The following is a 24,043-nucleotide window of genomic DNA, read 5'->3' as shown; positions in this document are numbered from 1 at the left end:
GCCGCGGCAGCGCAGCCGGCTAGCTCCTCCGTAACTACCCGGTCGCGGCTTCTTTGTGGATCCCGGACAACGGGAATGAACTGCGACGCTGGCATGATGGAGTGCAGACCCACCGTTTTTGGACGTTTGGAACAAAGGAGCTCGAATGGGACTGCTGGACAAGAAGACCGCAATTGTGACCGGTTCATCGCGGGGAATTGGCGCCGATGTCGCCAAGTACCTTGCAGCCGAGGGCGCCAACGTGGTTGTGAACTACCGCCAGAAGGCGCCGCGCGCCAACAAGGTGGTCACGGAGATCGAAGCAGCCGGCGGGCGTGCAGCCGCCGTGGGCGCCGACCTCACGACGCAGGAAGGCGTGCAGACCCTTGCCAGCGCGGCCATGGAGAACTTCGGATCGCTCGATGTGCTGGTGCTGAATGCCTCCGGCGGCATGGAGACCGGCATGGAAGAGGGTTATGCACTCAAGCTCAACCGCGATGCCCAGGTGAACATGCTCAACGCCGCCGTGCCGCTCATGCCCGAGGGCTCGCGCGTGGTCTTCGTGACCAGCCACCAGGCGCACTTCATCGACACCGTGCCCACCATGCCGGAGTACGAGCCGGTGGCGCGCAGCAAGCGCGCCGGCGAGGATGCCCTCCGCCAACTCATCCCGAACCTCACCGAAAAGGGCATCTCGCTCGTCGTCGTCTCCGGCGACATGATTGAGGGCACGGTCACGGCCACCCTGCTGGACCGCTCCAGCCCGGGCGCCATCGAGGCCCGCCGGGCCGAGGCCGGCAAGCTGTACTCGGTCTCCGAGTTCGCTGCCGAGGTCGCCAAGATGGCAACGGCCGACGTCGAGACCGGCCACACCGAGTACGTCGGCGGCGCTGACTACTTCGGCAAGACCGCCAGCTAAGCGTCAGAGCACGGACGACTAAACGGCAGGGGCCGGGGCATCTGCCCCGGCCCCTGCCCGATTGCCCGCTGCCGCTCAGACCCCGGCGATGTGCCGCACGGCGTCGAGATACGGCATGTTCACGACGGCGTCTGCGGCAATGCGGACAGCGGGCTTCGCGTTGAACGCGATCCCGATCCCGGCGGCACCGAGCATGTCCAGGTCGTTGGCGCCGTCTCCCACCGCGATGGTGTGCTCCAGCGGGATGCCTTCCGCGGCGGCCCATTCGCGCAGGTACTTTTCCTTGGCAGCGCGGTCGATCACATCGCCAAGCACCTTGCCGGTCAGCGCGCCGTCCACAATTTCCAGCTCGTTGGCAATCCAGTAGTCCAGCCCCAGGCCTTCTGCGATCGGCTGAAGGATCTGGTTGAACCCGCCGGAGACCACCGCGACGACGTGGCCGGCCGCCCGGAAGGCCGCGACGAGCTCGGCGGCGCCGTCGCTGAGCTTCACTTCGGCGCGGACGGCGTCGACGACGTCCGCCTTCAGTCCGGCGAGGACGGCCACCCGTGCGTGCAGGCTCTGCGCGAAGTCCAATTCGCCGCGCATGGCAGCCTCCGTGACGGCGGTGACTTCCTCCCTTTTGCCGGCGTAGGCGGCCAGGAGCTCGATGACCTCCTGCTGGATCAGGGTGGAGTCCACGTCCATGATCAGGAACTTCCGCGGGGCGCTCCGGAGCGAGGCCGGCACGATCGCGGTATCCACGCCCTCGACCGCGCCCGCCGCTGCCTGGCGCAGTTCCGTCAGAGCCGCCGCCGTCCCCGACTCCAGGCCGCAATCGGCGGTGTACACCTCGAAGCGGCCGTCGCCGGTCCGGCTTTCCGCGTCCACGGTCACACCGGCCGCACTGAGCACGGCCCGGAGCTGTTGGATCTCGGAAGGGGACAATTTCGGGCCGTAGCTGACCGCAGTAACGTTCGAACTCATGGCTGTAATCCTAGCCAGCGCTCCCGCGGCGCCCGAATTCGTTTCGCCGCAATGCCATACCGCAGTACCATGCCGCAGAGCCATGCCGCGGGACATCCGCCAGCGGCCGCCCGAGGGGACCAGGCGCGAACCGGCGCATGGGACCATGCCCCGGTTATCGGTAGGCCGCCCTTTTGTCCTAGTGTCTACTCCTATGAGTGATGTTCTTGAATTGGCCGCCGTCAGCGTTGTACGTGGGGCGAAGACGCTCCTGGACAAGGTGGACTGGCAGGTCAAGGAAGGTGAGCGTTGGGTGATCCTGGGCCCCAACGGCGCCGGCAAGACCACACTGCTGCAGATCGCCGCCGCACGGATCCACCCCACCAGCGGTATGGCCGGCATCCTGGAGGAGATCCTCGGTGCCGTCGATGTCTTTGAACTCCGGCCCCGCATCGGTCTGTCCTCGGCCGCCCTGGCCACCCAGATCCCGGAGCACGAGAAGGTGCTGAACGTCGTCGTGACGGCCGCGTACGGCGTCACCGGGCGCTGGCGCGAGGGCTACGAGAGGGACGACGAGCGCCGCGCCTTTGGCCTGCTGAACGAATGGGGCATGGGCCCGCTGCTCAACCGGCCCTTCGCCTCACTGTCCGAGGGGGAGCGGAAGCGGGTCCAGATCGCCCGGGCCCTCATGACGGACCCGGAGCTGTTGCTCCTCGACGAACCCGCCGCCGGGCTCGACCTCGGCGGCCGCGAGGACCTCGTGTACCGGCTCAGCGAACTGGCCCGCGACGAGGCGGCCCCGGCCATCGTCCTGGTCACCCACCACCTCGAAGAGGTCCCGCCGGGATTCACCCACGCCATGCTGATGCGCGACGGCGGCGTGGTCGCGCAGGGTCCGGTGGCTGAGGTCCTCACCTCGGACAACCTGAGCGAGACCTTCGGCCTGCCCCTGGACGTCAGCGTCGCAGCGGGACGTTACACCGCCACTGCCCGCCGCTGACGCGTCCCTGACAGCGCGTGGAGTTCCTCAACAGCGTCTTTATCTTCTTTGCCGGGCTCTGGGCGGGCACCATCAACAGCGTTGTTGGTTCCGGCACCCTCGTCACCTTCCCGGTCCTGATCGCCCTCGGCTACGCGCCGGTTACGGCGTCCATCAGCAACGCGATGGGCCTCGTGGCAGGGAACGCCGCCGGGGCATGGGGCTACCGCAAGGAGCTCGCCGGGCGCGGCAGGCAGCTGCTCCGGCTGCTGCCCGCCTCGCTGCTGGGCGGCATCAGCGGCGCGTACCTGCTGCTGAACCTGCCCGAGAAGGTCTTCCACTACGCCGCCCCCGTGCTGATCGTGCTGGCCCTGCTGATGGTGGTCTTCCAGCCCAGGCTCCAGCAGTGGGTCCGGAACCGCGAAGAGAACCCTGAACATGCCCTCCGGGACCGCAGCCACGGCTTCCTGCTGGTGGTGCTGGTCTACCTGGCCGGCGTCTACGGCGGCTACTTCGTCGCTGCCCAGGGTATCCTCCTGGTCGGAATCCTGGGCGTCTTTATGTCCGGGACCATCCAGAATGCCAATGCCATGAAGAACATCCTGGTCCTGGGCGTGAACATCGTCGCGGCGGCCTCCTACCTGCTCTTTGCCTTCGGCCGGATCGACTGGGCGGTGGTGGGGCTGATTGCTGTCAGCTCGCTGATCGGCGGCGTGATCGGTTCCAGGGTGGGCCGCAGGCTCTCCCCGGCGGTGCTGCGCGGAGTCATCTTCACCCTGGGCCTGGTCGCCCTCGGCTTCATGATCGCCAACCTCCTGAAATGACCTGCCCATGACCTTCCACCACCTCGAGTCGGCCGATGACCCCCGCGTGTACGACTACACCCAGCTGACGGACGTCCACCTGCGCAGGCTCCGCGAACCCGCCGAGGGCATGTACATCGCGGAATCCTCCCGCGTGTTGCGCCGCGCGCTGGCGGCAGGGCACCGGCCGCGTTCCTTCTTCCTCGCGGAGAAGTGGGTCCGGGACCTCGCCGACGTCTTCGAGCAGTACCCGGAGGTGCCCGCCTATATCGGCTCCGCCGGGCTGCTCGAGGACATCACCGGCTTCCACCTGCACCGCGGCGCCATGGCGGCCATGCACCGGCCGGCGCCAGTCCCGCTGCCCGAGCTGCTTGCCGGCGCCCGCAGGGTCGCGGTGCTGGAGGACATCGTGGACCACACGAACGTCGGGGCGATCTTCCGCTCCGCGGCAGCCCTGGGCGTGGACGCCGTCCTCGTCTCGCCGCGTTGCGGTGACCCGCTGTACCGGCGCAGCGTCCGGGTCAGCATGGGGACCGTGTTCCAGGTCCCGTGGGGACGGCTGGAGGACTGGCCGGGGAGCCTCACGATGCTCCGGGAGCTGGGCTTCACGGTCGCAGCGATGGAGCTCACCGACGACGCCGTCTCACTGGAGGACCTCGCCGCCCGGAACCCGGAACGGCTGGCGCTGGTGCTCGGCACCGAAGGCGCCGGCATGAGCGAAGGCACCCTGGCCGCCGCCGACCTTGCCGTGAAGATCCCGATGCGTGCCGGCGTCGATTCCCTCAACGTCGCCGCGGCATCAGCCGTCGCATTCTGGGAGCTCCGGCCCCGCGACTGAGGCGCGCCGGACTTCGCCGGAGGGTTCGTCAGCCGGGCGGTTTTCGGCTATCATTAGTAGTTGGCTGTGCTGCGCCGACAGGTGCCAACCAGCCATCCCACTCATACCTGGCAACTGGCAAAATCCAGTTGTGCGAACAAAGGTCCAATTATGAAGACTGATACCCACCCGAAGTACGAAGCTGTTGTTTTCAACGACCTGGCTTCCGGCGTCAAGTTCCTGACCAAGTCCACCGTGTCTTCCAAGAAGACCATCGAGTGGGAAGACGGAAACACCTACCCGGTTATCGACGTCGAAATCTCCTCGGAGTCCCACCCGTTCTACACGGGCAAGCAGCGCATCATGGACTCTGCTGGCCGCGTCGAGCGCTTCAACGCTCGCTTCAAGGGCTTCGGCGGCAAGAAGTAACAACTTCGCCCCAAGGTCTTTTGAAAAAGCCCGCACCGTTACGGTGCGGGCTTTTTTGCGTGCAGGCTTTTTGCGTCCGGGCGTCCGCGAGGGACAGCGCGCAGCGTGGCAGGATTAAGCGCATGACAAGCCTTCCCCTGGTTCCCGGTCCCGGCAACGCTGACGACGGCGGCGCCGCTCACCACGGGGAGTACAAGGTACCCGGCGGCAAACTCGTGGTGGCCGACTTCGACGTCGTCGATGGGGTCCTGGCGAATGTCTCGCTCAGCGGTGACTTCTTCCTGGAACCCGATGAGGCGCTGCTGGAGATCAACCGGGGGCTGACCGGTCTTCCCGAAGACGCCGGCGCGGCGGACATTTCCGCCGCGGTGGAGGCGTCCCTGCCGCCGGGCGCGGTCCTGTTCGGCTTCTCCGCGGAGGCAGTGGCCGTCACCGTCCGCCGCGCCCTCGCCAAGGCCACCGGCTGGGCGGACCACCACTGGAACATCATCGCCCCCTCGGTCCTGCCCACCCACATCAATGTGGCCCTGGACGAGGTCCTCACCGAAGAGGTCGGTGCCGGCCGCCGGAATCCCACCCTGCGTTTCTGGGACTGGGAAGAACCCTCGGTCGTGATCGGCAGCTTCCAGTCCGTCCGGAACGAACTCGATCCTTCCGGCGTCGCCCGGCACGGCATCAGCGTGGTCCGCCGGATCAGCGGCGGGGGAGCGATGTTCATGGAGGCGGGCAACTGCATCACCTACTCGCTGTACCTCCCGCAGACCCTCGTGGACGGCATCAGCTTCGCCGACTCCTACGCGTTCCTGGACGCCTGGGTGATGGCCGCCCTCGAGAAGATCGGCGTCAGCGCCTTCTACGTCCCGCTGAACGACATCGCCACGGACCAGGGCAAGATCGGCGGTGCGGCGCAGAAGCGGCTCGTCAACGGCGGAATGCTGCACCATGTCACGATGAGCTACGACATCGACGCGGACAAGATGGTCCAGGTGCTGCGGATCGGCAAGGAAAAGCTCTCGGACAAGGGCACCACGAGCGCCAGGAAACGGGTGGACCCGCTCCGCCGGCAGACCGGCCTGGCCCGCGGCGAGATCGTGGCAGCGATGATGGAGGTCTTCACCGAACGCTACGCCGCGACGCCGTCGGAACTCACCGCGGCCGAACTCGACGCCGCACGCCGCAGGGTCGACGCTAAGTTCGGGACCGCCGAGTGGCTGCACCGGGTGCCGTAGGGCGCGCGCCCACTTACAGCCGCTGGCGCCAACCCCGCTAGGAAGCGGGCTGTGCGGTCCGCACCGGGGCGTTCACGGCCTGGGCCGTCAAGGCCCGCAGCAGGTGGCTGCGCTGTTCGATGATGATGCGTCGCAGTGCACGCGGCGCGTCCTTGTGTTCGGCCAGCCAGTTGTCGCTCCGGACAATCACGGCGTGCGTCCCGGGGGTCCCGCCAAACCCGTCGAGGTCCTGGGCCGCCGGGTAGAGTCCCCGGACGATCCGGCTGGCAATCTCAATGCTCCGCCCGGACCACACCGGTGTCAGGCACTCGAAGTACCGGTCAATGAACGCGCTGAGCAGGGCCGCCGGACCGGTGCTGAAGCCGGCAATGGTCGCGCTCAACAGCTGGTTGGACAGCGAGGTCCCGTGGACCGCGGCATTCCAGGCTGCTTCCTTGACGGCCGCGTCGGGGCGGGCCGCCATGGCCGTGGCGTGGCCGGATTTGCCCGCGGCGGTGTTGTCCCGGGCCAGCTCGGCATCGAGTTGTTCGGCGGATGCCTGCCCGTGCGCGGCCAGGGCGTGCCAGAAGTTCCAGCGCAGCTCGGCATCGACGGCGAGGCCTGGGACCACGGTGCTGCCGGCCAGGAGGCCGCGGATCAGCTCGAGCCTGCTGGCGTCGTAGCGGCTCGTCGCCGCCACGGTGCGCGCCCACGCCAGCTGCTGGTCCGAACCCGGCCCGGCGCCCAGCAGCTCGGCGGCCGCCACGTTCAGGAACCCGGAGCGCACGGAATCCCGTTGGGCCCGCGGCACGTAGCGTTCGATCGCGGTGGAGGCGTTGCCGAGCACGTTCAGCAGCACCCCGATTCCGGTTTCGGAGGGTCCGAAACGCATCGCCGCGTCGACATACAGGGACGCGGGCGTGACCGCGTCCCTGGCGGAATCCCACAGCGCGGTCCAGCATAGCGCCCGGGCCATCGGGTCGCTGAGCCGGTCCAGGGAGCTGCGCACGGTGGCTTCGGAACGTGCATCCAGGCGCACCTTGGCGTAGGTGAGATCCTCGTCGTTCACCAGCAGCAGGGCCGGGCGCTGCCTGCCCGCCAGCCCGGCCACGGCCGTGCGTGCGCCGCTGAGGTCGGTTTCCACGCTGTCGTGGCGGAGCAGGGCGCCGGCGTCGTCGAAGTCGTAGCAGCCGACCCGCAGGCGGTGCGGCCGCGGTTCCTGCCGTCCGGTAACCGGGTCCCTGGCGTCCTGGACGAGGGTCACGGCCGCCAGGACGCCGTCGTGCTCATCGATCTCGCCGGTGAGGGTCGAGATGCCGGAGGTCTGCAGCCACCGTCGGGCCCATTCCCCGAGGTCGCGGCCGGAGGCGGCGCCAAGCGCAGCCAGCAGCTCGGCGAGGGTCGTGTTGCCGTAGGCGTGGTCCTTGAAGTACCGGCGGGAACCGGCGATAAAGGCCTCGAATCCGACGTAGGCGACTAGCTGCTTGAGCACGGACGCGCCCTTGGCATAGGTGATCCCGTCGAAGTTCTGCTTGGCGGCCTCAAGGTCCGGGATGTCGGCGACGATCGGGTGCGTCGTGGGCAGCTGGTCCTGGACGTAGGCCCAGGCCTTGCGGTTGTTGGCGAAGTCCACCCACGCTGTATCCCAGTCCGTGGTCCGGTCCAGGCCGAGGGTGCCCATGTAGTCCGCGAAGGATTCCTTGAGCCACAGATCGTCCCACCACTGCATGGTGACGAGGTCGCCGAACCACATGTGCGCCATCTCGTGCAGCAGGGTGTTGGCGCGGGCCTGGTACTGCGAATCGGTGGCCCGCGAGGTGAACACGTAGCTTTCCGTGAAGGTGACGAGCCCGGGGTTTTCCATCGCGCCCAGGTTGTACTCCGGCACAAAGGCCTGGTCGTACTTGCCCCAGGGGTACGGGAAGTCGAAGAGCCCGTTGAAGAAGTCGAGGCCATTCCTGGTCAGCCGGAAGAGCGCGGCCGCGTCGAAGGACTCGGCCATCGAGGCGCGGCAGTACAGCGCCAGCGGTACCGCCAGGACGGTCCCGTCACCAAGCGTCCCGTTCCAGGTATCTTCCGCCTTGAAGTAGGGGCCTGCCAGGACGGTCGTGATGTAAGTGGACATCGGTTTGGTCGGGGCGAAGTCCCAGCGGCTCGTGGCCGGGTCGCTGGTCAGCTGGATCCGCTCGGTTTCGCTTCCGTTGGAGGCCACCTGCCACCCGGAGGGCGCCAGCACGTGGAAGGTGAATTCGGCCTTGAGATCGGGCTGTTCAAAGTTCGCGAAGACCCGCCGGGCGTCTGCGGGCTCGTACTGTGTGTACAGGTAGCACTGCCCGTCGGCCGGGTCGAAGAAGCGGTGCATGCCCTCGCCCGAGGTGCTGAACAACGCGGTGCCGGTGACGGTGACCTGGTTTTCTGCCTGCAGGTTGTCGAGCCGGATCCGGGAGCCGTCCGCGATGTCGGCGATCGGCAGCCCCTTGCCGTTCAGGAAGACGCTGTGCAGCTCGCCGCTGATGAAGTCGAGGAAGGTCGAGGCGCCCGGCTCGCCCGCGGCGAAGGTGATCACGCTGCGGCTGGTGTAGCCGGCCACGTTCGGATCCGCCGCCCGCCGGACGTCGAGGGAGACATCGTAGCTGTGCGTGGTGATCAGGGCTGAGCGTGTGGCCGCCTCGTCGCGGCGCAGGTTCTGGTTCGACACCCAGCTATCTAATCATGATGGCGGCGGCGCCCAGCCCCAGCACTCCGATCAGCAGCCAGGAAGCCAGGGCGGCCAGCAAGGGCCGGACCCCGGTGTGGAGCAGCTGCGATACCCGGACGGCCGATCCGAGGCCGAAGAGGGCCATGCCCAGCAGCAGGTCCTGGAGGACGGCGGCGGCGTCCAGCACTGCGGGGGACAGCCAGCCCGTGGAGCGCAGGGCGGCCAGCGCCAGGAAGCCGATCACGAACAGCGGAACGACGGGGGGCCGCCCGCCGCCGGAGCGGGCGCCCGCGCCGTTGCGGTGATGCAGGCCCGCGGCGGCCACCATGGGTGCCAGGAGCACCACCCGGGTGAGTTTGACGACGACGGCGACCGCGAGCGCCGAGGCTCCGGCCGTCTGCGCCGTGGCGACCACCTGTCCGACGTCGTGCACGGACGCCCCGGCCCACGCCCCGAATCGTTCCGGCCCCAGTCCCAGCGGCCGCATCAGCAGGGGGAGCACGCCGATGGCGAGCGTGCCGCACAGCGTCACCAGGGCGATCGGCAGCACAGTGTCCTGCTGCCGGATCCGCCGCACCGCGGCCACGGCTCCGATGGCCGAGGCGCCGCAGATTGAAAAGCCGGTGGCGATCAGCAGCGCCACCGGCGGGGTCAGGCGGAAGAGCCTGCTGATGCCGTAGGTCCCGGCGAAGGCGGCCAGCACGACTCCGGTGATCAGGAGCAGGGCGGGTCCGCCGAGGCCCAGCACGTCGACGAGGCTGACCTTCAGGCCGAGCACCACGATTCCGCCACGCATCAGGTGTTTGCCGGCGAAGTCCAGCCCGGGCCGGGCCCGCCCGGCGCTCCAGGCGGCCACGCCCGGCAGGTTGGCCGCCAGGAGCCCGAGTACCACTGCCACGGTCATCGCCGGCAGTGCCGGGACGAGGGCGTGGACGGCCAGGGCCAGCACGACGGCGGCCGCGGCGGCCAGCAGGCCCGGCCCTGCGAGGGACGCGGCGGCGGCGAAGCCGGCCCGTCGGGTCGTCGCGGGCGGGGGCTTTGGGCTGAACAGGGGCACGTCCCTACCTTGCCTTACACGCCGCGGAAACCTGCAACCGCCCCGGCTGGCCTGGCGGGGTTTTGCCTTGGGTCCCGCGTCAGCTCCGACCCGTGGCTGAACCCGCCGCCCGAAATGATTTCGAAACGAAAAGGTGGTTGGCTAGTGACCATGTCTGACCTTTTCGAGGATTACTCCGAGGCTGCCCTGCGCACGGGTGCCTACGACGAGATGTTTACCCCCGGGCAGCTGGCCCGGAAGTCCTACGGGCAGGTTGCCGGTGCCCTGCGTGAACTCTCGCTGGCTGATGTCTCGGCCCGCGCCGATTCCATGGCCCGTACCTTCCTGGACCGCGGCGTCACGTTCGACTTCGCGGGCGAGGAGCGGCCCTTCCCGCTGGATATCGTCCCCCGGGTGATCCCGGCGGATGAATGGACAGTCCTGGAGCAGGGCGTGGCGCAGCGCGTCCGGGCCCTCGAGGCCTTTCTTAACGACGTCTACGACAAGATGACCGTGGTGGCCGACGGCGTCATCCCGCGCCAACTCGTCACCACCAGCGCCCACTTCCACCGCCAGGTGCACGGCTTCGAACCGGCCGGCGGCGTCCGGGTCCACATCTCCGGCATCGACGTGGTCCGCGACGCCGCGGGGACGTTCCGGGTCCTGGAGGACAACGTGCGTGTACCGTCCGGGGTCAGCTACGTCCTGGAAAACCGGCGTGCGATGGCCAAGGGGCTCCCCGAAGCCTTCGGCCAGCAGCTGATCCGGCCGGTCGAAGAGTACCCGCGCCGGTTGCTGTCCGCCCTGCGGAAGACCGCTCCCGCCGGCGTCGACGATCCCACCGTGGTGGTCCTGACCCCCGGCGTGTTCAACAGCGCCTACTTCGAGCACACCCTGCTCGCCGGGTTGATGGGCGTCGAACTCGTCGAGGGCCGGGACCTCATCTGCCGCGGCAACCGGGTCTACATGCGGACCACGGCGGGCGAACAGCGGGTGGATGTCATCTACAAACGGATCGACGATGAGTTCCTGGACCCGTTGCAGTTCCGGGCCGACTCGATGCTGGGCTGCCCGGGGCTGGTGAACGCGGCCCGCGCCGGTGGCGTCACGATCGCCAATGCCGTGGGCAACGGCGTCGCCGACGACAAGCTCGTTTACAGTTACGTGCCGGACCTGATCCGCTACTACTTGAACGAAGAACCCGTGATCGCCAACGTGGACACCTTCCGGCTGGAAGAAAAGGAAGCCCGCGAAGAAGTCCTGGACCGTCTGGACGAACTCGTGGTCAAGCCCGTCGACGGGTCCGGCGGCAAGGGCCTCGTGATCGGTCCCGACGCGTCCAAGGACGAGCTGGAGGCCCTGCGCAAACGCGTTCTCGCGGACCCCCGCGGCTGGATCGCCCAGCCCGTGCTGCAGCTCTCCACCGTCCCCACGCTCAGCGGCGACAGGTTCGGCCCCCGCCACGTGGACCTGCGTCCGTTCGCCGTGAACGACGGCGACGAGGTCTGGGTCCTGCCCGGCGGGCTGACCCGTGTGGCGCTCAAGGAAGGTTCCCTGATCGTCAACTCGAGCCAGGGCGGCGGCTCCAAGGACACCTGGGTGCTGGCGGACTCCCCGCAGGTCCCGGTAGAGACTGCTCCGCGGCCGGCGGTCGCGGTCCGCGAACGTGTCTCGGTCTGGCCGGTGGAAAGCAACTGGCGGGACCGCCAGACGGAGCAACAGCAACAGCAACAGATTTCGGATGCGCAGGAGGTAACCGCGAATGCTTAGCCGCATTGCCGAATCACTATTTTGGATCGGCCGCTATGTGGAACGGGCCGACGGCACCGCCCGCATCCTGGACGTCCACCTCGAACGGCTGAACCATCTGCCGATGGAAGAACAGCGCAGCGTCGCGCAGGAACTTCTCGCGGTGATGGGCGCCCGCCCGCAAAGTGACGAGTTCGGCCTCAATGAGCTCCTGAACGCGCTGGCCTATGACAAGCACAGCGCCACCTCGATAGCAGGGTCCCTGGGCGCGGCGCGGGAGAACGCCCGCCGCGCCCGGGAAACCGTGTCGTCCGGGCTCTGGGAGAGCCTGAACACCACATACTACGGGCTCAACCAGCACCGCAAGGATGTGGTGGGAACGTACCGCTTCTGCAACTGGGTGCTGGAGCGCACGGCCATGGTCAGCGGCCTCGCGGACACCACGGTCAGCCATGACGAGAGCTGGCTGTTCCTGGTCCTGGGCCGTTCGCTGGAGCGCGCCGACATGACCGCGCGGATGCTCTCCACCCGCGATGTCCTCTCTGCCGGCATGTCGTGGGTGAACATGCTCCGCTGTGCCGGGGCCTACGAGTCCTTCCTGCGGACCCGGCGCGCGGCCTTCGGCGACCAGCACGCGGCCGAGTTCCTGCTCCTGGACCGGCTCTTCCCGCGCTCCATCGTCTACGCCCTGAGTGACGCCGACGAGTGCCTGGCCAAGCTCGACCCTTCGGCCCAGCGCGTCGGTTTCATCAACGACGCCCGGCGGATCGTGGGTCAGGCCCGCACCTTCCTGGAGTTCCACCGCACGGATGACCTGATGTCGGAACTGCCGGAGCACATGGAACGGGTGCAGAAGGCCGTTTCGCAAGCCTCCGACGCCATTTCCCGTAAGTACTTCAATCAGGCAGACGAACTGGCCTGGGTGGGAGAAGTTTCATGACCCGGCTGAGGATCAACCACAAGACCGCCTACAAGTACAACAAGCGCGTCACGCTCTCCTACAACGAGGCGCGGATGACGCCGCTGACGGATCCCCAGCAGGTGGTGCTGGAGTCCTCGATGAAAGTCTCGCCGTCGCAGGCCGCGCTGAGCAGCTACCGCGACTACTGGGGCACCCGGGTGACGGCTTTCGACATGCAGATGCCGCACGAGCATCTGGAAGTGCTGGCCACGACCACGGTCGAGGTGCACCGGGTGGAGAAGATTCCGTCCGAGGCGGACATCGTCGGCTGGCACGTCCTGGCGGCTCCGGAAACACTGGACCAGTTCAGCGACTGGATTCCCCAGTCCCAGCTCACGGCCCCGGGCACCGAGGTCCTCGGCATCATTCCCGGCGTCGTCGAGGGCCGCAATCCGCACCAGGCCGCCCTTGCCGTGTTCGAGTGGATGCGCGGTGAAATGTCCTACATGACGGGTTCCACCGGAGTCACCACGAACGCCGAGGAAGCCTGGAGCCAGCGGCAGGGCGTCTGCCAGGACCTCGCCCACCTCGCCATCGGCGCGCTGCGCAGCTGCAGGATCCCGGCCCGTTACGTTTCCGGCTACCTTCACCCGCGGTCGACGGCGGAGCTCGGCGAAACCGTGGCCGGCCAGTCGCACGCCTGGCTGGAGTGGTGGGACGGTGAATGGCGGAGCTGGGATCCCACGAACCACAAGCCGGCCGGTGATTTCCACGTCACGGTGGCACGCGGCCGGGACTACCGCGACGTGCCCCCGCTGAAGGGTATACTCTCGGGCGGCGGCGGTTCAGCCCTCAATGTGACCGTGGAAATCACCCGCGTCGCCTAGGATCCATCTGCGCCGCCGCGCCGGATCCGGTCCGGTGCGCGGGCGCCGAGACCAGATCACACCGGTGCAACGGAGCCAGGACCCAAGGTCACAGAAGGGCCACCAGCGCCGGCTTCCAAGGATTTCGACAGCTCTCAGGCGTATTCTGTCAACACGTCGTCAGCGCCGATGCGCGGGGTAGTGAACGCGGGGTAGTGAATTGGGGCAGGAAAATGCATTTAATGGGTGACAGTCGGGAGCAAGCAACCGCCGAGCCACAACCCAGAAATGACGGAGTCCTCAAGGGCTTCGTTTCGCGGGCCGAGGAGTTGCTGCAGTCCCAGGAGCGGATGGCCGGCCTGCTCGAGGCCGTCGTTGCGGTCGCGGAGGACCTCAGCCTGGACGCCGTGCTGGAACGCGTCGTCCAATCAGCGTGCCGGCTGCTGCGTGCCCGCTATGGTGCGCTGGGCGTGATCGGTGACGACCAGGCATTAAGCCACTTCATCTCCATCGGCATCGACGGTGAGCTCGCGCAGCGGATCGGTCCGCTGCCCACCGGCCACGGGGTGCTCGGGCTGTTGATCTCCGATCCCCGGCCGATGCGCCTGCATGATCTGCGCGCGCATCCCGAAGCCTACGGCTTGCCGGACCACCACCCCCCGATGCAGTCTTTTCTCGGGGTCCCGATCCGGGTCCGGGACGTGGTGTTCGGCAACCTGTACCTGACCGAGAAGGAGGACGGCAGCGAGTTCACTGCCGAAGATGAGGGGCTGGCCGTCGCCCTTGCCGCGGCCGCCGGCGTCGCCATCGAAAACGCCCGCCTCTACGACGATGCCCGCCGCCGGGCCCGTTGGTTGGAAGCATGCATGGACGTCTCCGGACTGATGCTCAGCAGCGACCGGGACTACACCGCCGGCGGCCTGGACCCGATCGCGAGCCGGGCGCTGCAGGAGTCAGGCTCGAAACTGGCCCTGATCGTGGCGCCGGCCGTGACCGGTCCCGGCTACTTGGTCGCCGGAGCCGCCGGCGACCGCGCCCCCGCTTTCTCCGGCCGGTCCCTGACCCTGGACTCGCCCCAGCTCCAGGGTGTCCTGAACGGCGGGGAGCCGGTACTGCTTGACGACGCCGCGGCGCTTTTCGGGGAACTCGACGGCGCGATCTCGGGCCCGCTCCTGGCGGTCGCGCTGAGCACCCAAGGAGCGCATCACGGCCTCCTGCTGCTGGTCCGCGATCCCGAGGCGCTCCAGTTCGCCCGGACGGACATTGAAATGGGCGCCGTCTTCGGTTCCCATGTTGCCCTCGCGCTGGAGCTGGCCCGCGTCCATCGGCTCCGTGAGGAACTGCTGGTGTTCACGGACCGTGACCGGATTGCCCGGGACCTGCACGACCTCGTCATCCAGCGGCTGTTCGCGGCCGGACTGAGTGTGCAGAGCCTGGCCCGCTACACCAGGGATGACCTTGCCCTGGAACGGATCCGCGCCATCACCGGCGAGCTCGATGAAGCTATCCGCAGCCTCCGCGACACCATCTACTCGCTCCGGAGCGGCAGCGGTGAGACCGAGTTGCTGAGCGGCCGGATCCGACGGGTGGCACGGAGTTCCGCCAAGTCCATGCCGTTCACTCCGCGGCTGACCATTACCGGTCCGGTGGACGCCGTGACGCCGGAGAAGGCGGACAACGTGGTGGCCGTGGTCTCAGAGGGGCTCAGCAATGCGATCCGGCATTCGGGCGCCGACGCCATTTCCGTGTCAGTTGCTGTAATCAAGGGCCGGGTCACCGTCGTGATCACGGACAACGGATCGGGCTTCGCGGAACCGGAAAAGCGCAACGGGCTGGCCAATCTGGAGGACCGGGCGCGGATGCTGGACGGGGACTGCACCATCACCAGCGCCCTCGACGCCGGAACCAGCTTGGAGTGGTCCGTCCCGCTTTAGCAGCTGCATTGAACCGTGGTCAGCAGACGTGGCCCAAGGACGCGGGCTTTAGCGGATGCTGTGCGGGCGGCTTCCGTCGGCCGCGGAGTGGCTGCCGGACTGCACGGGCGGCGCCGGGCTCGCGATGAAAACGGCGGCCTGGGTGCGCCGCTCGAAGCCCAGCTTTGCCAGCAGCGACGAGACATAGTTCTTGACGGTCTTCTCCGCAAGGAACATCTCGGCCGCTATCTGCCGGTTGGTCAATCCGCCGCCGACGAGTTCAAGCACGCGGCGTTCCTGCGGGGTGAGCGAGGACGTCCGCGGGTCCACTTCATCGGCTTCGACCATGCTGCCGACGATGCCCGCCGCGACCCCATCCTCGAAGAGCGATTCCCCGCGCGCTGCCCGCCGCAGCGCACCGATCAGGTCCATGCCACCGATCTCCTTCAGCACGTAACCGCTGGCACCAGCCAGCACCGCGCCGCGGAGTGCCTGCTCGTCATCGAAACTCGTGAGGATGATGCAGTTCAGTGAGGGGTCCACGGAACGGACGTCCCGGCAGACTTCGATGCCGGTCCCGTCCGGCAGCCGGGCATCCAGCACACAGACGTCCGGATGCAGCGCCGGGATGCGGCGTGCCGCCTCCACGGCGGACCCGGAACTGCCGACGACGAGGAAGCCCTCGCCCTCGAGAAGCTCCTGCAGCCCCCGTCTGACGAGTTCGTGGTCATCCAGGATGAAGACACGGATGACGCTGGGAAGGCCGTCGTGCGCAGTGAGACCCGCGTCTGACCAGGCAATCATGATTCTCCCGTCCGGCTACTGCCGGTGCCGGCAGTGGGTTCCGTCAACGTTGTTCCGTCAGCGTGCTCTGCAATTCTTCTCTACGAGCCGGTCAGGAACAAGGGCCGTTTGACCCACCGGGGCGGAAAGTCGCCCGTCTCCGTCCGCAACGGGATCCCGGCGCCGTGACCTTCGGCCCTAGGCAACCCGGGCAGTTGACGGGATGCTGGGGCAAAACGTGCCATCTGCTCGAGGAAGGGACCGGCCATGAGCACGGCAAGGGCCGTGAAAATGATCGTGGTGGGCGTCGACGGGTCTGAGGCCTCCATCGAAGCGCTCCGCTATGCGGTCGCCCTTGCCGGCCCGCTCTCGGCGAACGTGGTCGCACTCGCGTGCTGGGACGCCCCGCCCGTTTACGGCGGCTACGTGGCGATGGGCATCGACCACTTCGATGTCCGGGCCGGCGAGATCCTGCGGGACGCCGTCGAACAAGCCCTCGGCCCGGAACTGCCCTCCACCGTGGAAACCCGCCTGGTGCAGGGGCACCCGAGGTACGCGCTGATTGAGGCCAGCCGGTCCGCCGACATGCTGGTCCTGGGCCGGCGCGGCCATGGCGGTTTCGGCGGACTGTTGCTGGGTTCGGTCAGCTCGGCCCTGGTGGCGCATGCCCACTGCCCGGTACTGGTGGTCCACGCCCCGGAGAACAGGTAGCCCGGCAGGCCGATTACCAGGGGCTGGGCTTGTAGTCCTTCAGGAAGACCCCGTACTGGTCCTCGCCCGCCTCGCCCATCACGATGGGGTCATAGACCCGGGCAGCGCCGTCGACAAGGTCCAGAGGGGCGTGGAAGCCCTCCTCCATCAGGCGGACCTTGGTGTAGTGCGGGCGTTCGTCCGTGATCCAGCCGGTGTCGACCGCGGTCATCAGGATGCCGTCCGCATCGAGCATCTCCTGGGCGCTGGTCCGCGTCATCATGTTCAGCGCGGCCTTGGCCATGTTGGTGTGCGGGTGGCCGGGGCCCTTGTAGGCACGGGAGAACTGGCCCTCCATGGCACTGACGTTCACGATGTATTTCCGCTTCGCGGTGGAACGCTTCATGGCCCCGCGCAGCCGGCTGACCAGCAGGAACGGAGCGGTCACATTGCACAGCTGCACCTCGAGCATCTCGAGCGGATCCACTTCGTCCACCACCTGGGTCCAGCTGTTGATCGAGGCCAGATCCGGAACCAACCCGCCGGCGTCGATCGCGGTGCCCGCTGAGATGCGCTCCAGCGACGCGGACCCGGTGGACAGCGCCAGCGAGGTGACGGCGTCACCGGCGAGGACGGGGTGCTCCAGGACGGTGCTTGCCAGGGCGAGCGGGTGCTTGTCGTGGGCGTGACCGAAGGTGACCAGCTCGGGTCCGCCGTTGGCGGCGTGCAGTGCTGCGGGCAGCGGCTCGTCCTCCGCGTCCACCAGGGGCTTGTAGGCATTGCCGGAGCGGCGGACGGTCTGGGCCGCGTTATTGATGATGATGTCCAGCGGCCCGGCGGCGTCGAGGGAATCGGTGAGGGCCATCACCTGGGAGGGATCGCGGAGGTCAATCCCGACGATCCGGAGCCGGTGCAGCCAGTCGCCGCTGTCCTCCATGGCAGCAAAGCGGCGCGCGGCGTCCTTGGGAAAGCGGGTGGTGATGGTGGTGTGGGCGCCGTCGCGGAGCAGCCGGAGGGCGATGTACATGCCGATCTTTGCCCGGCCGCCGGTCAGCAGCGCGCGGCGGCCGCTCAGGTCCGTGCGGGCGTCCCGCTTGCTGTGGCTGAAGGCGGCGCACTCGGGGCAGAGCTGATGATAAAAGGCGTCCACCTGGGTGAAGTGCTGCTTGCAGATGTAGCACGGGCGGGATCTGATCAGGTGGCCGGCGATCTCTCCCGTAGCGGACGGTGCGAGTTTGTTGCCCCGGGTCTCGTCGTCGATCCGGTCGGGGGCCGCCGTCGCGGTCTGGGACAGAACGGCGCGGTCTGCCTCGGCAATCAAGTCCCGCTTGGTGACCCGGCGGTGCCGCTTGACGGCCTTGAACATCTTGCCGGTGGCGCGGCGGACCGAAACGTAGTCGGGGTGTTCCTCGTCGTAGACGTGGATGCTGTTCAGGACCTTCAGGCAGGCCTGGATTTCCGCTGCCGTCAGCTCGGCAATGACGACAGCGACGGGCGCCGCATCGGCAGGGATCAGGTCGAAAGGCAGATCGGGGGAGCTCATTGCCCTAATTTTACAGCCTGCGGGGAGCCCGGCCCGTCGACCGGGCTCCGCCGCTCAGTAGGCCTGGGTCGATTGCTGGGCGGGAGCTTCCACGCCCACGGCGGCCGCGCGGGCGCGTCCGGCCTTCTCGCTGGATTCCTGCCACTCCGGATAATTCGCGGTGGCCGCCTTTACCGCGTCGGGAACAAGGTGCAGGTTGGCGGCCGAGAGGGCGCGCTCCGCGTCGCCGGGTTCGGGAACGTCCTGGCCCTTGGACAGGACCGTGATGCCGGAGTCAGTGACCTTGAAGCCGCGGGCGCGGTCCAGTTCGGGGTCCAGGCCGATGGCCGCCCCGGCCGGCACTCTGACGTTCTTGTCGATGATGGCCCGCCTGACGACGGCGCCTTCACCGATGCTGACCTTGTCCATCAGGACGGAGTCGATCACCCGGCTGGAGGTGCCGACGTAGACGTCGTTGGATAGCACGGAACCCTCCACGATGCCGCCGGAGATCACGACCCCGCTGGCGACGATCGAGTCCAGCGCCGTGCCGACGGTGCTGCCCATGCCGCGGACGAATTTGGCCGGCGGGGAAATGGTCTGCCGCGTGTAGATCGGCCATTCCGAGTTGTACAGGTTGAACACGGGCACCGGGGAGATGAGGTCCATGTGCGCGTCGTAGAACGAGTCGATGGTGCCGACATCGCGCCAGTAGGTGCGGTCGCGTTCGGTGGAGCCGGGGATGTCGTTGAGGGTGAAGTCGTAGACCCCGGCTTCACCCTTGTTGACGAAGTAGGGGATGATGTCGCCGCCCATGTCGTGCTTGGTGTCGAGCCGCTCGGCATCCACGTGCAGGGCCTCAATGAGGGCGTCGGTGTCGAAGACGTAGTTGCCCATGGAGGCCAGGAACTGGGTCGGGTCGGCAGCGAGTCCGGGCGTGGAGGACGGCTTCTCGACGAACGCGGCGATCTTCCGTGGATCGTCCTGGTCCACTTCGATGACGCCGAACTGGTCGGCCATGTGCAGCGGCTGCCGGACGGCGGCGACGCTGGCCCGGGCGCCGCTGGCGACGTGCTGCTCGACCATCTGCGCGAAGTCCATCCGGTAGACGTGGTCGGCGCCGACGACGACGACGATGTCCGGGTTGGCGTCATGGATCAGGTTCAGGGACTGGTAAATGGCGTTGGCGCTGCCGAGGAACCAGCTCTTGCCGACCCGCTGCTGCGCCGGGACCGAGGCGACGTAGTTGCCGAGCTGGGTGGACATCCGCCATGTCTCGGAGATGTGGCGGTCCAGGCTGTGGGATTTATATTGCGTCAGGACGACGATCTGCAGGTAGCGGGAATTGACCAGGTTGGATAACGCAAAATCAATGAGCCGGTAGCTTCCGGCAAACGGGACGCCGGGTTTGGCCCGGTCCGCCGTGAGCGGCATGAGCCGGTTTCCCTCGCCACCTGCGAGGACAATTGCCAAGACCTTTTTTTGCTGCGGCATGGTGATCGCTCCTGAACGCCTTTGTTGCTCCCCAAATATGTCCGGCACGCCCGGACGTCTTCACACTAGATCAGTTCGACCGTAACGACTACCTTGGGTTTTGTGCGAATAGACATTGTGACTAAAGAATTCCCGCCCGAAATCTATGGCGGTGCCGGAGTCCATGTGGCCGAGCTCAGCAGGGTGCTGGCCCAGCGTGTGGATTTACAGGTTCGTGCCTTCGGCGCGCCCCGGGAATCTGAGTACCACGGAGCGACGGTCACGTCGTACGCGGTGCCCGAGGACCTGGGCGGAGCGAACGCTGCCGTGCAGACGCTGGGGGTGGATTTGCGGATCGTTCCGGACATTGCGGGAGCGGATCTTGTGCATTCGCACACCTGGTATGCCAACATGGCCGGGCACATCGCCGCGCTGCTGCACGGGATTCCCCATGTGCTGAGCGCCCACAGCCTGGAGCCGCTCCGCCCGTGGAAGGCCGAGCAGCTCGGCGGCGGCTACGCCGTATCCTCGTGGGTGGAAAAGACCGCCTACGAGTCGGCCGCGGCCATCATCGCCGTCTCCGAGGGGATGCGCCAGGATATCCTGCGCAGCTACCCGGAGGTTGACCCGGCAAAGGTGCGGGTCGTGCACAACGGGATCGACGTCAGTCTGTGGAACCGGGACGAGGGTGTCGACGTCATCCGTGCCCTCGGCATCGATCCCGAGCGGCCGAGCGTGGTCTTTGTGGGCCGCAACACCCGGCAGAAGGGTGTGCCGTACCTGTTGCGGGCTGCCGCGAAGCTGCCGGCCGATGTCCAGGTGGTTCTGTGCCTGGGCGCGGCGGACACCCCCGAGCTGGCGGCCGAAACGGCACGGCTGATTGAAGAGCTGCAGAGCCAGCGCGACGGAGTCATCGTGGTGGAGCGGATGCTCCCGCGCAACGAGCTGGTCCAGGTGCTCAGCCACGCGACGGCGTTTGCGTGCCCGTCGATCTACGAGCCGCTCGGCATCGTGAACCTCGAGGCGATGGCCTGCGGGGCGGCCGTCGTGGCCAGCGCCACCGGTGGCATCCCGGAAGTGGTGGAGCATGGCGTAACCGGGTTGCTGGTACCGATCGAGCAGGTCACCGACGGCACCGGCACACCGTTGGATCCGGAAAAGTTCGTCACCGAGTTCGCCGCGGCCCTGACCGAAGTGGTCACCGATCCCGGGCGTGCCCGGGCCATGGGGGAGGCCGGCCGACGCCGGGCCGAGGCGCACTTCTCCTGGGAGTCCATCACCGAAACCACCCTCGAGGTGTACCGTTCGGTGCTTCCGAACGGCTCCTGAGAACAACCACCACGACGGCGCCGCCCCGGCTGAGGGGGCGGCGCGGTCGTCGTCCTGGGCCGGCAGGGTTCCCGCCGTCCTCGTCCGGCTGCGGTGAGCGTAAGTCCCCGGGGCGGCGGTCAGCGCCGCTTCGCGGCAGCGGCCTTACGGGCCAACAGGATCTTCTCGTCCACGGGCGCCTGGCCGCTCGCGCGCTGCGCGCGGAAGTAGCCCCGCGCCTCGTCCTGGCGGACCCTTTCGGCGCCGGTGGAGATCTCGGCGCGGAGGTGCTCCGGGCCGAAGCCGAAGGCATCCACCAGATCCAGGGCGTGCGGGCGGATCTTGACCAGGAGCCGGTTGATGTATTCGCCCACGGTGCGGCCGCGCTGCATCGAGAGCCGGCCGTTCATCAGATACCAGGACAGGCTCTTTTCAATCAGGGACAGGCCGAAGAGGTCGCGGAGCCAGGTCAGGACCGCCCTGGTGCCGGGGTCCGTGACCTTGCCGAGGGCTTCGGTGAAGGCCTCCCACTGGAGCAGCTCGGCGTGCGCCTGGGCGGCTTCGATGAGTTCGTTCTGGTGCTGGTTGAACAGCGCCGCTCCCTGCTGCTGCGGGAGCTTGTTCGCCCCCTTCAGGGCGGCGGCCACCTCGGCCACCATGGTCTGGACCCGGTCGGTCAGAAGGGTCCGCTGGCTGGCTTCGTCCTTGATCGCGAGAGCCGCCTTCTGCACCGAGCCGGAGTCGGCCACGAACTGGGCAACGCCGCGCAGGCCGGTACGGTGCAGCGCCACACCGGTGGCCTGGCCGACGACGTATCGGGCCAGCACGCCGAAATTCACGTTGCGGAATTCCTTGGCGTAGTCGGCCAGCAGGCGCTTGGCGACAAGCTGCAGCAGGACCGTGTTGTCGCCCTCGAAGGTGGCGTAGACGTCGAGGTCGGCGCGCAGCGAGGCGAAGCGGTTCTCGATCAGGAAACCGGCACCGCCGCAGGCCTCGCGGCACTCCTGCAGGGTGTCCAGGGCATGCCAGGTGCTGAGCGGCTTAAGGGCCGCGGCCAGGGTCTCGAGGTCCTGGCGGTCCTCGTCGGTGTCATTCCGGCCGGAGAAGACGTCGTCGAATTTCTGCAGCAGCTGCTCACTGGCGAAGCCCGCGGCGTAGGTGGTGGCGAGCCGGGTGAAAAGTCGGCGCTGGTGCCGCTGGTAGTCCAGCAGAACCTCCTCATCAGTCGTGGAGGAGGCGTTGAACTGGCGGCGTTCGGTGGCGTACTGGACGGCGGTCTTCAAGGCCAGCTTCGATGCCGTCACCGCGGCGCCGTCGAGCGAGACGCGGCCCTGCACCAGGGTCCCGAGCATCGTGAAGAACCGCCGGCCCGGGCTGGCGATGGGGGAGCTGTAGCTGCCGTCGGCCTCCACGTTTCCGTAGCGGTTCAGCAGGTTCGTGCGCGGGATCCGGACGTGGGTGAAGTGCAGCCGGCCGTTGTCGATGCCGTTGAGGCCACCCTTGACGCCGTCATCCTCACCGCCGATGCCCGGCAGGAATTCCTGCGTTCCGGGGTCGCGGAGGTCCATGTAGAAGGCGTGCACGCCGTGGTTGACGCCCCGCGTGATGAGCTGGGCGAAGACGACGGCACCGAGCCCGTCGATGGCGGCGTTGCCGATGTAGTCCTTCCACGCCGCACGGAACGGCGTGTGGACCACGAATTCCTCGGTCGCGGGGTCGTAGGCGGCGGTGGTGGCGATGCTGGCCACATCGGAGCCGTGCCCGGTTTCCGTCATGGCGAAACAGCCGGGGATGTCCAGGCTCATGATGCCGGGCAGCCACTTTTTGTGGTGCTCCTCGGTGCCAAGGTGGTTCACGGCGGAGCCGAACAGGCCCCACTGCACGCCGGCTTTGATCTGCAGCGAGGGGTCGGCGATGACCAGCTCCTGGAAGCCGGCCACGTTGCCGCCGTGTTCGTCCATGCCACCTACGGACTGCGGAAAGGCGCGGTGGACGGCGCCGTTGTCGACCAGGATCTTCAGCTGCCCGAAGGCGCGCTTCCGGTGCTCGGTGTGGGTCAGACCCTCGGTCTTGTGCAGCTCCGGCATGCCGGCGAGGGCCCGGGATGCCCGCCGGGCGTCGGCCCACCTTCCGAGGAGAAGTTCGCCGAGCGCGGCAACGTCGACGGCGGGTGAGCCGGCCGCCGGGTGGACGGACGTCGCCGTCGTCGACGGCGTGCTGTCGGTGGGACCCGCGGTGCGGTCCGCTAGTTCGGTCATGTCGATTCCTTCGTTGGTTCTGACAAGGTCGGTTCTGAAGTCTGGGGCTCGAGGTTCCGGAGCTCGGGGGCGATGCCGAGGCAGAGCCAGTCCGTAATCTGCCGTGCCATCGCTTCCTGATCCGGCTTGCCGGGCGATGCCGGACTGGCAAGCCATTGTTCGCCGGCGTTCCGGACGAGGCCGATCGCGGCGCTGGGCCAGTAGCCGATCACGGCTTCCCGTCCGGCGGAGGGGGCCAGGTGGCTGCGCATGGGCCGGGCGATCATGTCGCTGATGGCAGCGAAGAAGTGGCTGAGGGCTCCGGCCGTGGCGATCGAGCCGTTGGCAGCCTCCGCATCGCCGGGCGCATAGCGGGTGACGAAGGTGTAGACGTTGGGGCTCGTCTCGGCCATCTGCAGGTAGGCGGAGACCATCGCATACAGCCCCTGGCGGGGTGTCTGCGCACCCTGCGCGGCTTCCTGGATGCGCCGTTGCATCTGGCTGAGCACCACTTCTCCCACGGCCTGCTGAAGCCCGGCCTTATCCCCGAAGTAACGGTAGAACACCGATTTGGAGGTTCCTGCCGCGGCAGCAATCTCCTCCATGGAGGCATCGCTGCCCAGGGCGTGGACGGCCCTACGGGCGGACTTGATCAGATCCCGGCGCCGGTCCTCGCGGTGCCGCTGCCAGCGCGATGCGCGGCCGTCCACGGACGCCGGCGCGCCCCGGGCAGCACCGGATTCCGGAGGATCAGCGGGATTGTTCACGATACCCAGCGTATCAGGTAC

The 24,043-nt window shown here is 67.8% G+C and carries 20 protein-coding genes; 12 read left to right on the top strand and 8 right to left on the bottom strand.

What is annotated here, in order from left to right; translation table 11 throughout:
• Positions 1 to 145: 145 nt before the first annotated feature.
• The gene (locus QFZ69_RS09730; RefSeq protein WP_306917678.1) at positions 146 to 898 is read left to right on the top strand and encodes an SDR family oxidoreductase; all 753 of its coding nucleotides are present in this window, start codon (positions 146 to 148) and stop codon (positions 896 to 898) included.
• A gap of 75 nt (positions 899 to 973) precedes the next feature.
• On the opposite strand, the gene serB is transcribed toward QFZ69_RS09730, so the two are convergent.
• Entirely contained in the window at positions 974 to 1,864 is an 891-nt protein-coding gene (serB, locus tag QFZ69_RS09725) for a phosphoserine phosphatase SerB (protein ID WP_306917676.1), read from the bottom strand.
• A gap of 193 nt (positions 1,865 to 2,057) precedes the next feature.
• Between serB and QFZ69_RS09720 the strand changes: the two genes are divergently transcribed.
• The 5 genes from QFZ69_RS09720 (at position 2,058) to QFZ69_RS09700 (ending at position 6,100) form a co-directional block, all read left to right on the top strand.
• Positions 2,058 to 2,843 (top strand): ABC transporter ATP-binding protein, encoded by a 786-nt coding sequence (locus tag QFZ69_RS09720; protein WP_306917674.1) that lies wholly within the window; start codon positions 2,058 to 2,060, stop codon positions 2,841 to 2,843.
• A 17-nt stretch (positions 2,844 to 2,860) separates the two neighbouring features.
• Positions 2,861 to 3,646, top strand: coding sequence for a sulfite exporter TauE/SafE family protein (locus QFZ69_RS09715; protein WP_306917672.1), 786 nt, complete (start codon positions 2,861 to 2,863; stop codon positions 3,644 to 3,646).
• A gap of 7 nt (positions 3,647 to 3,653) precedes the next feature.
• The gene (locus QFZ69_RS09710; protein WP_306917670.1) at positions 3,654 to 4,463 is read left to right on the top strand and encodes an RNA methyltransferase; all 810 of its coding nucleotides are present in this window, start codon (positions 3,654 to 3,656) and stop codon (positions 4,461 to 4,463) included.
• Positions 4,464 to 4,613: 150 nt separating this feature from the next.
• Positions 4,614 to 4,871, top strand: coding sequence for a type B 50S ribosomal protein L31 (locus QFZ69_RS09705; RefSeq protein WP_306917667.1), 258 nt, complete (start codon positions 4,614 to 4,616; stop codon positions 4,869 to 4,871).
• 122 nt (positions 4,872 to 4,993) lie between these two features.
• Positions 4,994 to 6,100 carry a biotin/lipoate A/B protein ligase family protein gene (locus QFZ69_RS09700; protein WP_306917665.1) on the top strand — a complete coding sequence of 369 codons (1,107 nt, stop codon included), beginning with the start codon at positions 4,994 to 4,996 and terminating at the stop codon, positions 6,098 to 6,100.
• Between the two features lie 37 nt (positions 6,101 to 6,137).
• On the opposite strand, the gene pepN is transcribed toward QFZ69_RS09700, so the two are convergent.
• Both pepN and QFZ69_RS09690 read right to left on the bottom strand, forming a co-directional pair.
• Entirely contained in the window at positions 6,138 to 8,777 is a 2,640-nt protein-coding gene (gene pepN / locus QFZ69_RS09695; RefSeq protein ID WP_307000077.1) for an aminopeptidase N, read from the bottom strand.
• Positions 8,778 to 8,781: 4 nt separating this feature from the next.
• Positions 8,782 to 9,828, bottom strand: a complete 1,047-nt coding sequence (locus QFZ69_RS09690; protein WP_373461935.1) for a YeiH family protein — start codon at positions 9,826 to 9,828, stop codon at positions 8,782 to 8,784.
• A gap of 156 nt (positions 9,829 to 9,984) precedes the next feature.
• Here QFZ69_RS09690 and QFZ69_RS09685 point away from each other — a divergent pair, with 156 nt between their 5' ends.
• The 4 genes from QFZ69_RS09685 (at position 9,985) to QFZ69_RS09670 (ending at position 15,263) form a co-directional block, all read left to right on the top strand.
• Positions 9,985 to 11,583 carry a circularly permuted type 2 ATP-grasp protein gene (locus QFZ69_RS09685; RefSeq protein ID WP_306917663.1) on the top strand — a complete coding sequence of 533 codons (1,599 nt, stop codon included), beginning with the start codon at positions 9,985 to 9,987 and terminating at the stop codon, positions 11,581 to 11,583.
• On the top strand, positions 11,576 to 12,502 hold the full coding sequence (locus QFZ69_RS09680; RefSeq protein WP_264353791.1) for an alpha-E domain-containing protein: 927 nt from the start codon (positions 11,576 to 11,578) through the stop codon (positions 12,500 to 12,502). The genes QFZ69_RS09685 and QFZ69_RS09680 overlap by 8 nt, the downstream gene beginning before the upstream one ends.
• Positions 12,499 to 13,350: a transglutaminase family protein gene (locus QFZ69_RS09675; RefSeq protein WP_306917661.1), complete on the top strand. Its 852-nt coding sequence runs from the start codon at positions 12,499 to 12,501 to the stop codon at positions 13,348 to 13,350. The genes QFZ69_RS09680 and QFZ69_RS09675 overlap by 4 nt, the downstream gene beginning before the upstream one ends.
• Before the next feature lie 221 nt (positions 13,351 to 13,571).
• Complete coding sequence (locus QFZ69_RS09670) at positions 13,572 to 15,263, top strand: GAF domain-containing sensor histidine kinase (protein ID WP_306917659.1); 1,692 nt, start codon at positions 13,572 to 13,574, stop codon at positions 15,261 to 15,263.
• 48 nt (positions 15,264 to 15,311) lie between these two features.
• Here the strand turns inward: QFZ69_RS09670 and QFZ69_RS09665 are convergent, their stop codons facing one another.
• Positions 15,312 to 16,046: a response regulator transcription factor gene (locus QFZ69_RS09665; RefSeq protein ID WP_306917657.1), complete on the bottom strand. Its 735-nt coding sequence runs from the start codon at positions 16,044 to 16,046 to the stop codon at positions 15,312 to 15,314.
• Positions 16,047 to 16,292: 246 nt separating this feature from the next.
• Between QFZ69_RS09665 and QFZ69_RS09660 the strand changes: the two genes are divergently transcribed.
• Positions 16,293 to 16,736, top strand: coding sequence for a universal stress protein (locus QFZ69_RS09660; protein ID WP_306917656.1), 444 nt, complete (start codon positions 16,293 to 16,295; stop codon positions 16,734 to 16,736).
• A gap of 13 nt (positions 16,737 to 16,749) precedes the next feature.
• On the opposite strand, the gene QFZ69_RS09655 is transcribed toward QFZ69_RS09660, so the two are convergent.
• Complete coding sequence (locus tag QFZ69_RS09655; RefSeq protein WP_306917654.1) at positions 16,750 to 18,258, bottom strand: SDR family NAD(P)-dependent oxidoreductase; 1,509 nt, start codon at positions 18,256 to 18,258, stop codon at positions 16,750 to 16,752.
• A gap of 54 nt (positions 18,259 to 18,312) precedes the next feature.
• A complete protein-coding gene (gene glgC, locus QFZ69_RS09650) occupies positions 18,313 to 19,731 on the bottom strand; it encodes a glucose-1-phosphate adenylyltransferase (protein WP_373461860.1) in 1,419 nt (472 codons plus the stop codon).
• Positions 19,732 to 19,833: 102 nt separating this feature from the next.
• Here glgC and glgA point away from each other — a divergent pair, with 102 nt between their 5' ends.
• On the top strand, positions 19,834 to 21,039 hold the full coding sequence (glgA, locus tag QFZ69_RS09645; protein WP_306917652.1) for a glycogen synthase: 1,206 nt from the start codon (positions 19,834 to 19,836) through the stop codon (positions 21,037 to 21,039).
• Between the two features lie 119 nt (positions 21,040 to 21,158).
• On the opposite strand, the gene QFZ69_RS09640 is transcribed toward glgA, so the two are convergent.
• On the bottom strand, positions 21,159 to 23,276 hold the full coding sequence (locus QFZ69_RS09640) for an acyl-CoA dehydrogenase (protein WP_306917650.1): 2,118 nt from the start codon (positions 23,274 to 23,276) through the stop codon (positions 21,159 to 21,161).
• Positions 23,273 to 24,022 carry a TetR/AcrR family transcriptional regulator gene (locus QFZ69_RS09635; protein WP_306917648.1) on the bottom strand — a complete coding sequence of 250 codons (750 nt, stop codon included), beginning with the start codon at positions 24,020 to 24,022 and terminating at the stop codon, positions 23,273 to 23,275. The genes QFZ69_RS09640 and QFZ69_RS09635 overlap by 4 nt, the downstream gene beginning before the upstream one ends.
• Positions 24,023 to 24,043 lie beyond the last annotated feature (21 nt).

The sequence above is a fragment of the Arthrobacter sp. V1I7 genome (assembly GCF_030817015.1).
Lineage (GTDB): Bacteria > Actinomycetota > Actinomycetes > Actinomycetales > Micrococcaceae > Arthrobacter.
This window is presented reverse-complemented; position numbering and strand designations above follow the sequence as displayed.

Bases quoted from the DNA above. Each gene is read 5' to 3' on its own strand.
- QFZ69_RS09710 (WP_306917670.1), top strand. From the start codon at position 3,654: ATGACCTTCCACCACCTCGAGTCGGCCGATGACCCCCGCGTGTACGAC.
- QFZ69_RS09670 (WP_306917659.1), top strand. From the start codon at position 13,572: ATGGGTGACAGTCGGGAGCAAGCAACCGCCGAGCCACAACCCAGAAAT.
- QFZ69_RS09675 (WP_306917661.1), top strand. From the start codon at position 12,499: ATGACCCGGCTGAGGATCAACCACAAGACCGCCTACAAGTACAACAAG.
- QFZ69_RS09660 (WP_306917656.1), top strand. From the start codon at position 16,293: ATGAGCACGGCAAGGGCCGTGAAAATGATCGTGGTGGGCGTCGACGGG.
- QFZ69_RS09700 (WP_306917665.1), top strand. From the start codon at position 4,994: ATGACAAGCCTTCCCCTGGTTCCCGGTCCCGGCAACGCTGACGACGGC.
- serB (WP_306917676.1), bottom strand. From the start codon at position 1,864: ATGAGTTCGAACGTTACTGCGGTCAGCTACGGCCCGAAATTGTCCCCT.
- QFZ69_RS09680 (WP_264353791.1), top strand. From the start codon at position 11,576: ATGCTTAGCCGCATTGCCGAATCACTATTTTGGATCGGCCGCTATGTG.
- QFZ69_RS09655 (WP_306917654.1), bottom strand. From the start codon at position 18,258: ATGAGCTCCCCCGATCTGCCTTTCGACCTGATCCCTGCCGATGCGGCG.
- QFZ69_RS09720 (WP_306917674.1), top strand. From the start codon at position 2,058: ATGAGTGATGTTCTTGAATTGGCCGCCGTCAGCGTTGTACGTGGGGCG.
- QFZ69_RS09730 (WP_306917678.1), top strand. From the start codon at position 146: ATGGGACTGCTGGACAAGAAGACCGCAATTGTGACCGGTTCATCGCGG.
- QFZ69_RS09685 (WP_306917663.1), top strand. From the start codon at position 9,985: ATGTCTGACCTTTTCGAGGATTACTCCGAGGCTGCCCTGCGCACGGGT.
- glgC (WP_373461860.1), bottom strand. From the start codon at position 19,731: ATGCCGCAGCAAAAAAAGGTCTTGGCAATTGTCCTCGCAGGTGGCGAG.
- QFZ69_RS09640 (WP_306917650.1), bottom strand. From the start codon at position 23,276: ATGACCGAACTAGCGGACCGCACCGCGGGTCCCACCGACAGCACGCCG.
- QFZ69_RS09705 (WP_306917667.1), top strand. From the start codon at position 4,614: ATGAAGACTGATACCCACCCGAAGTACGAAGCTGTTGTTTTCAACGAC.
- QFZ69_RS09665 (WP_306917657.1), bottom strand. From the start codon at position 16,046: ATGATTGCCTGGTCAGACGCGGGTCTCACTGCGCACGACGGCCTTCCC.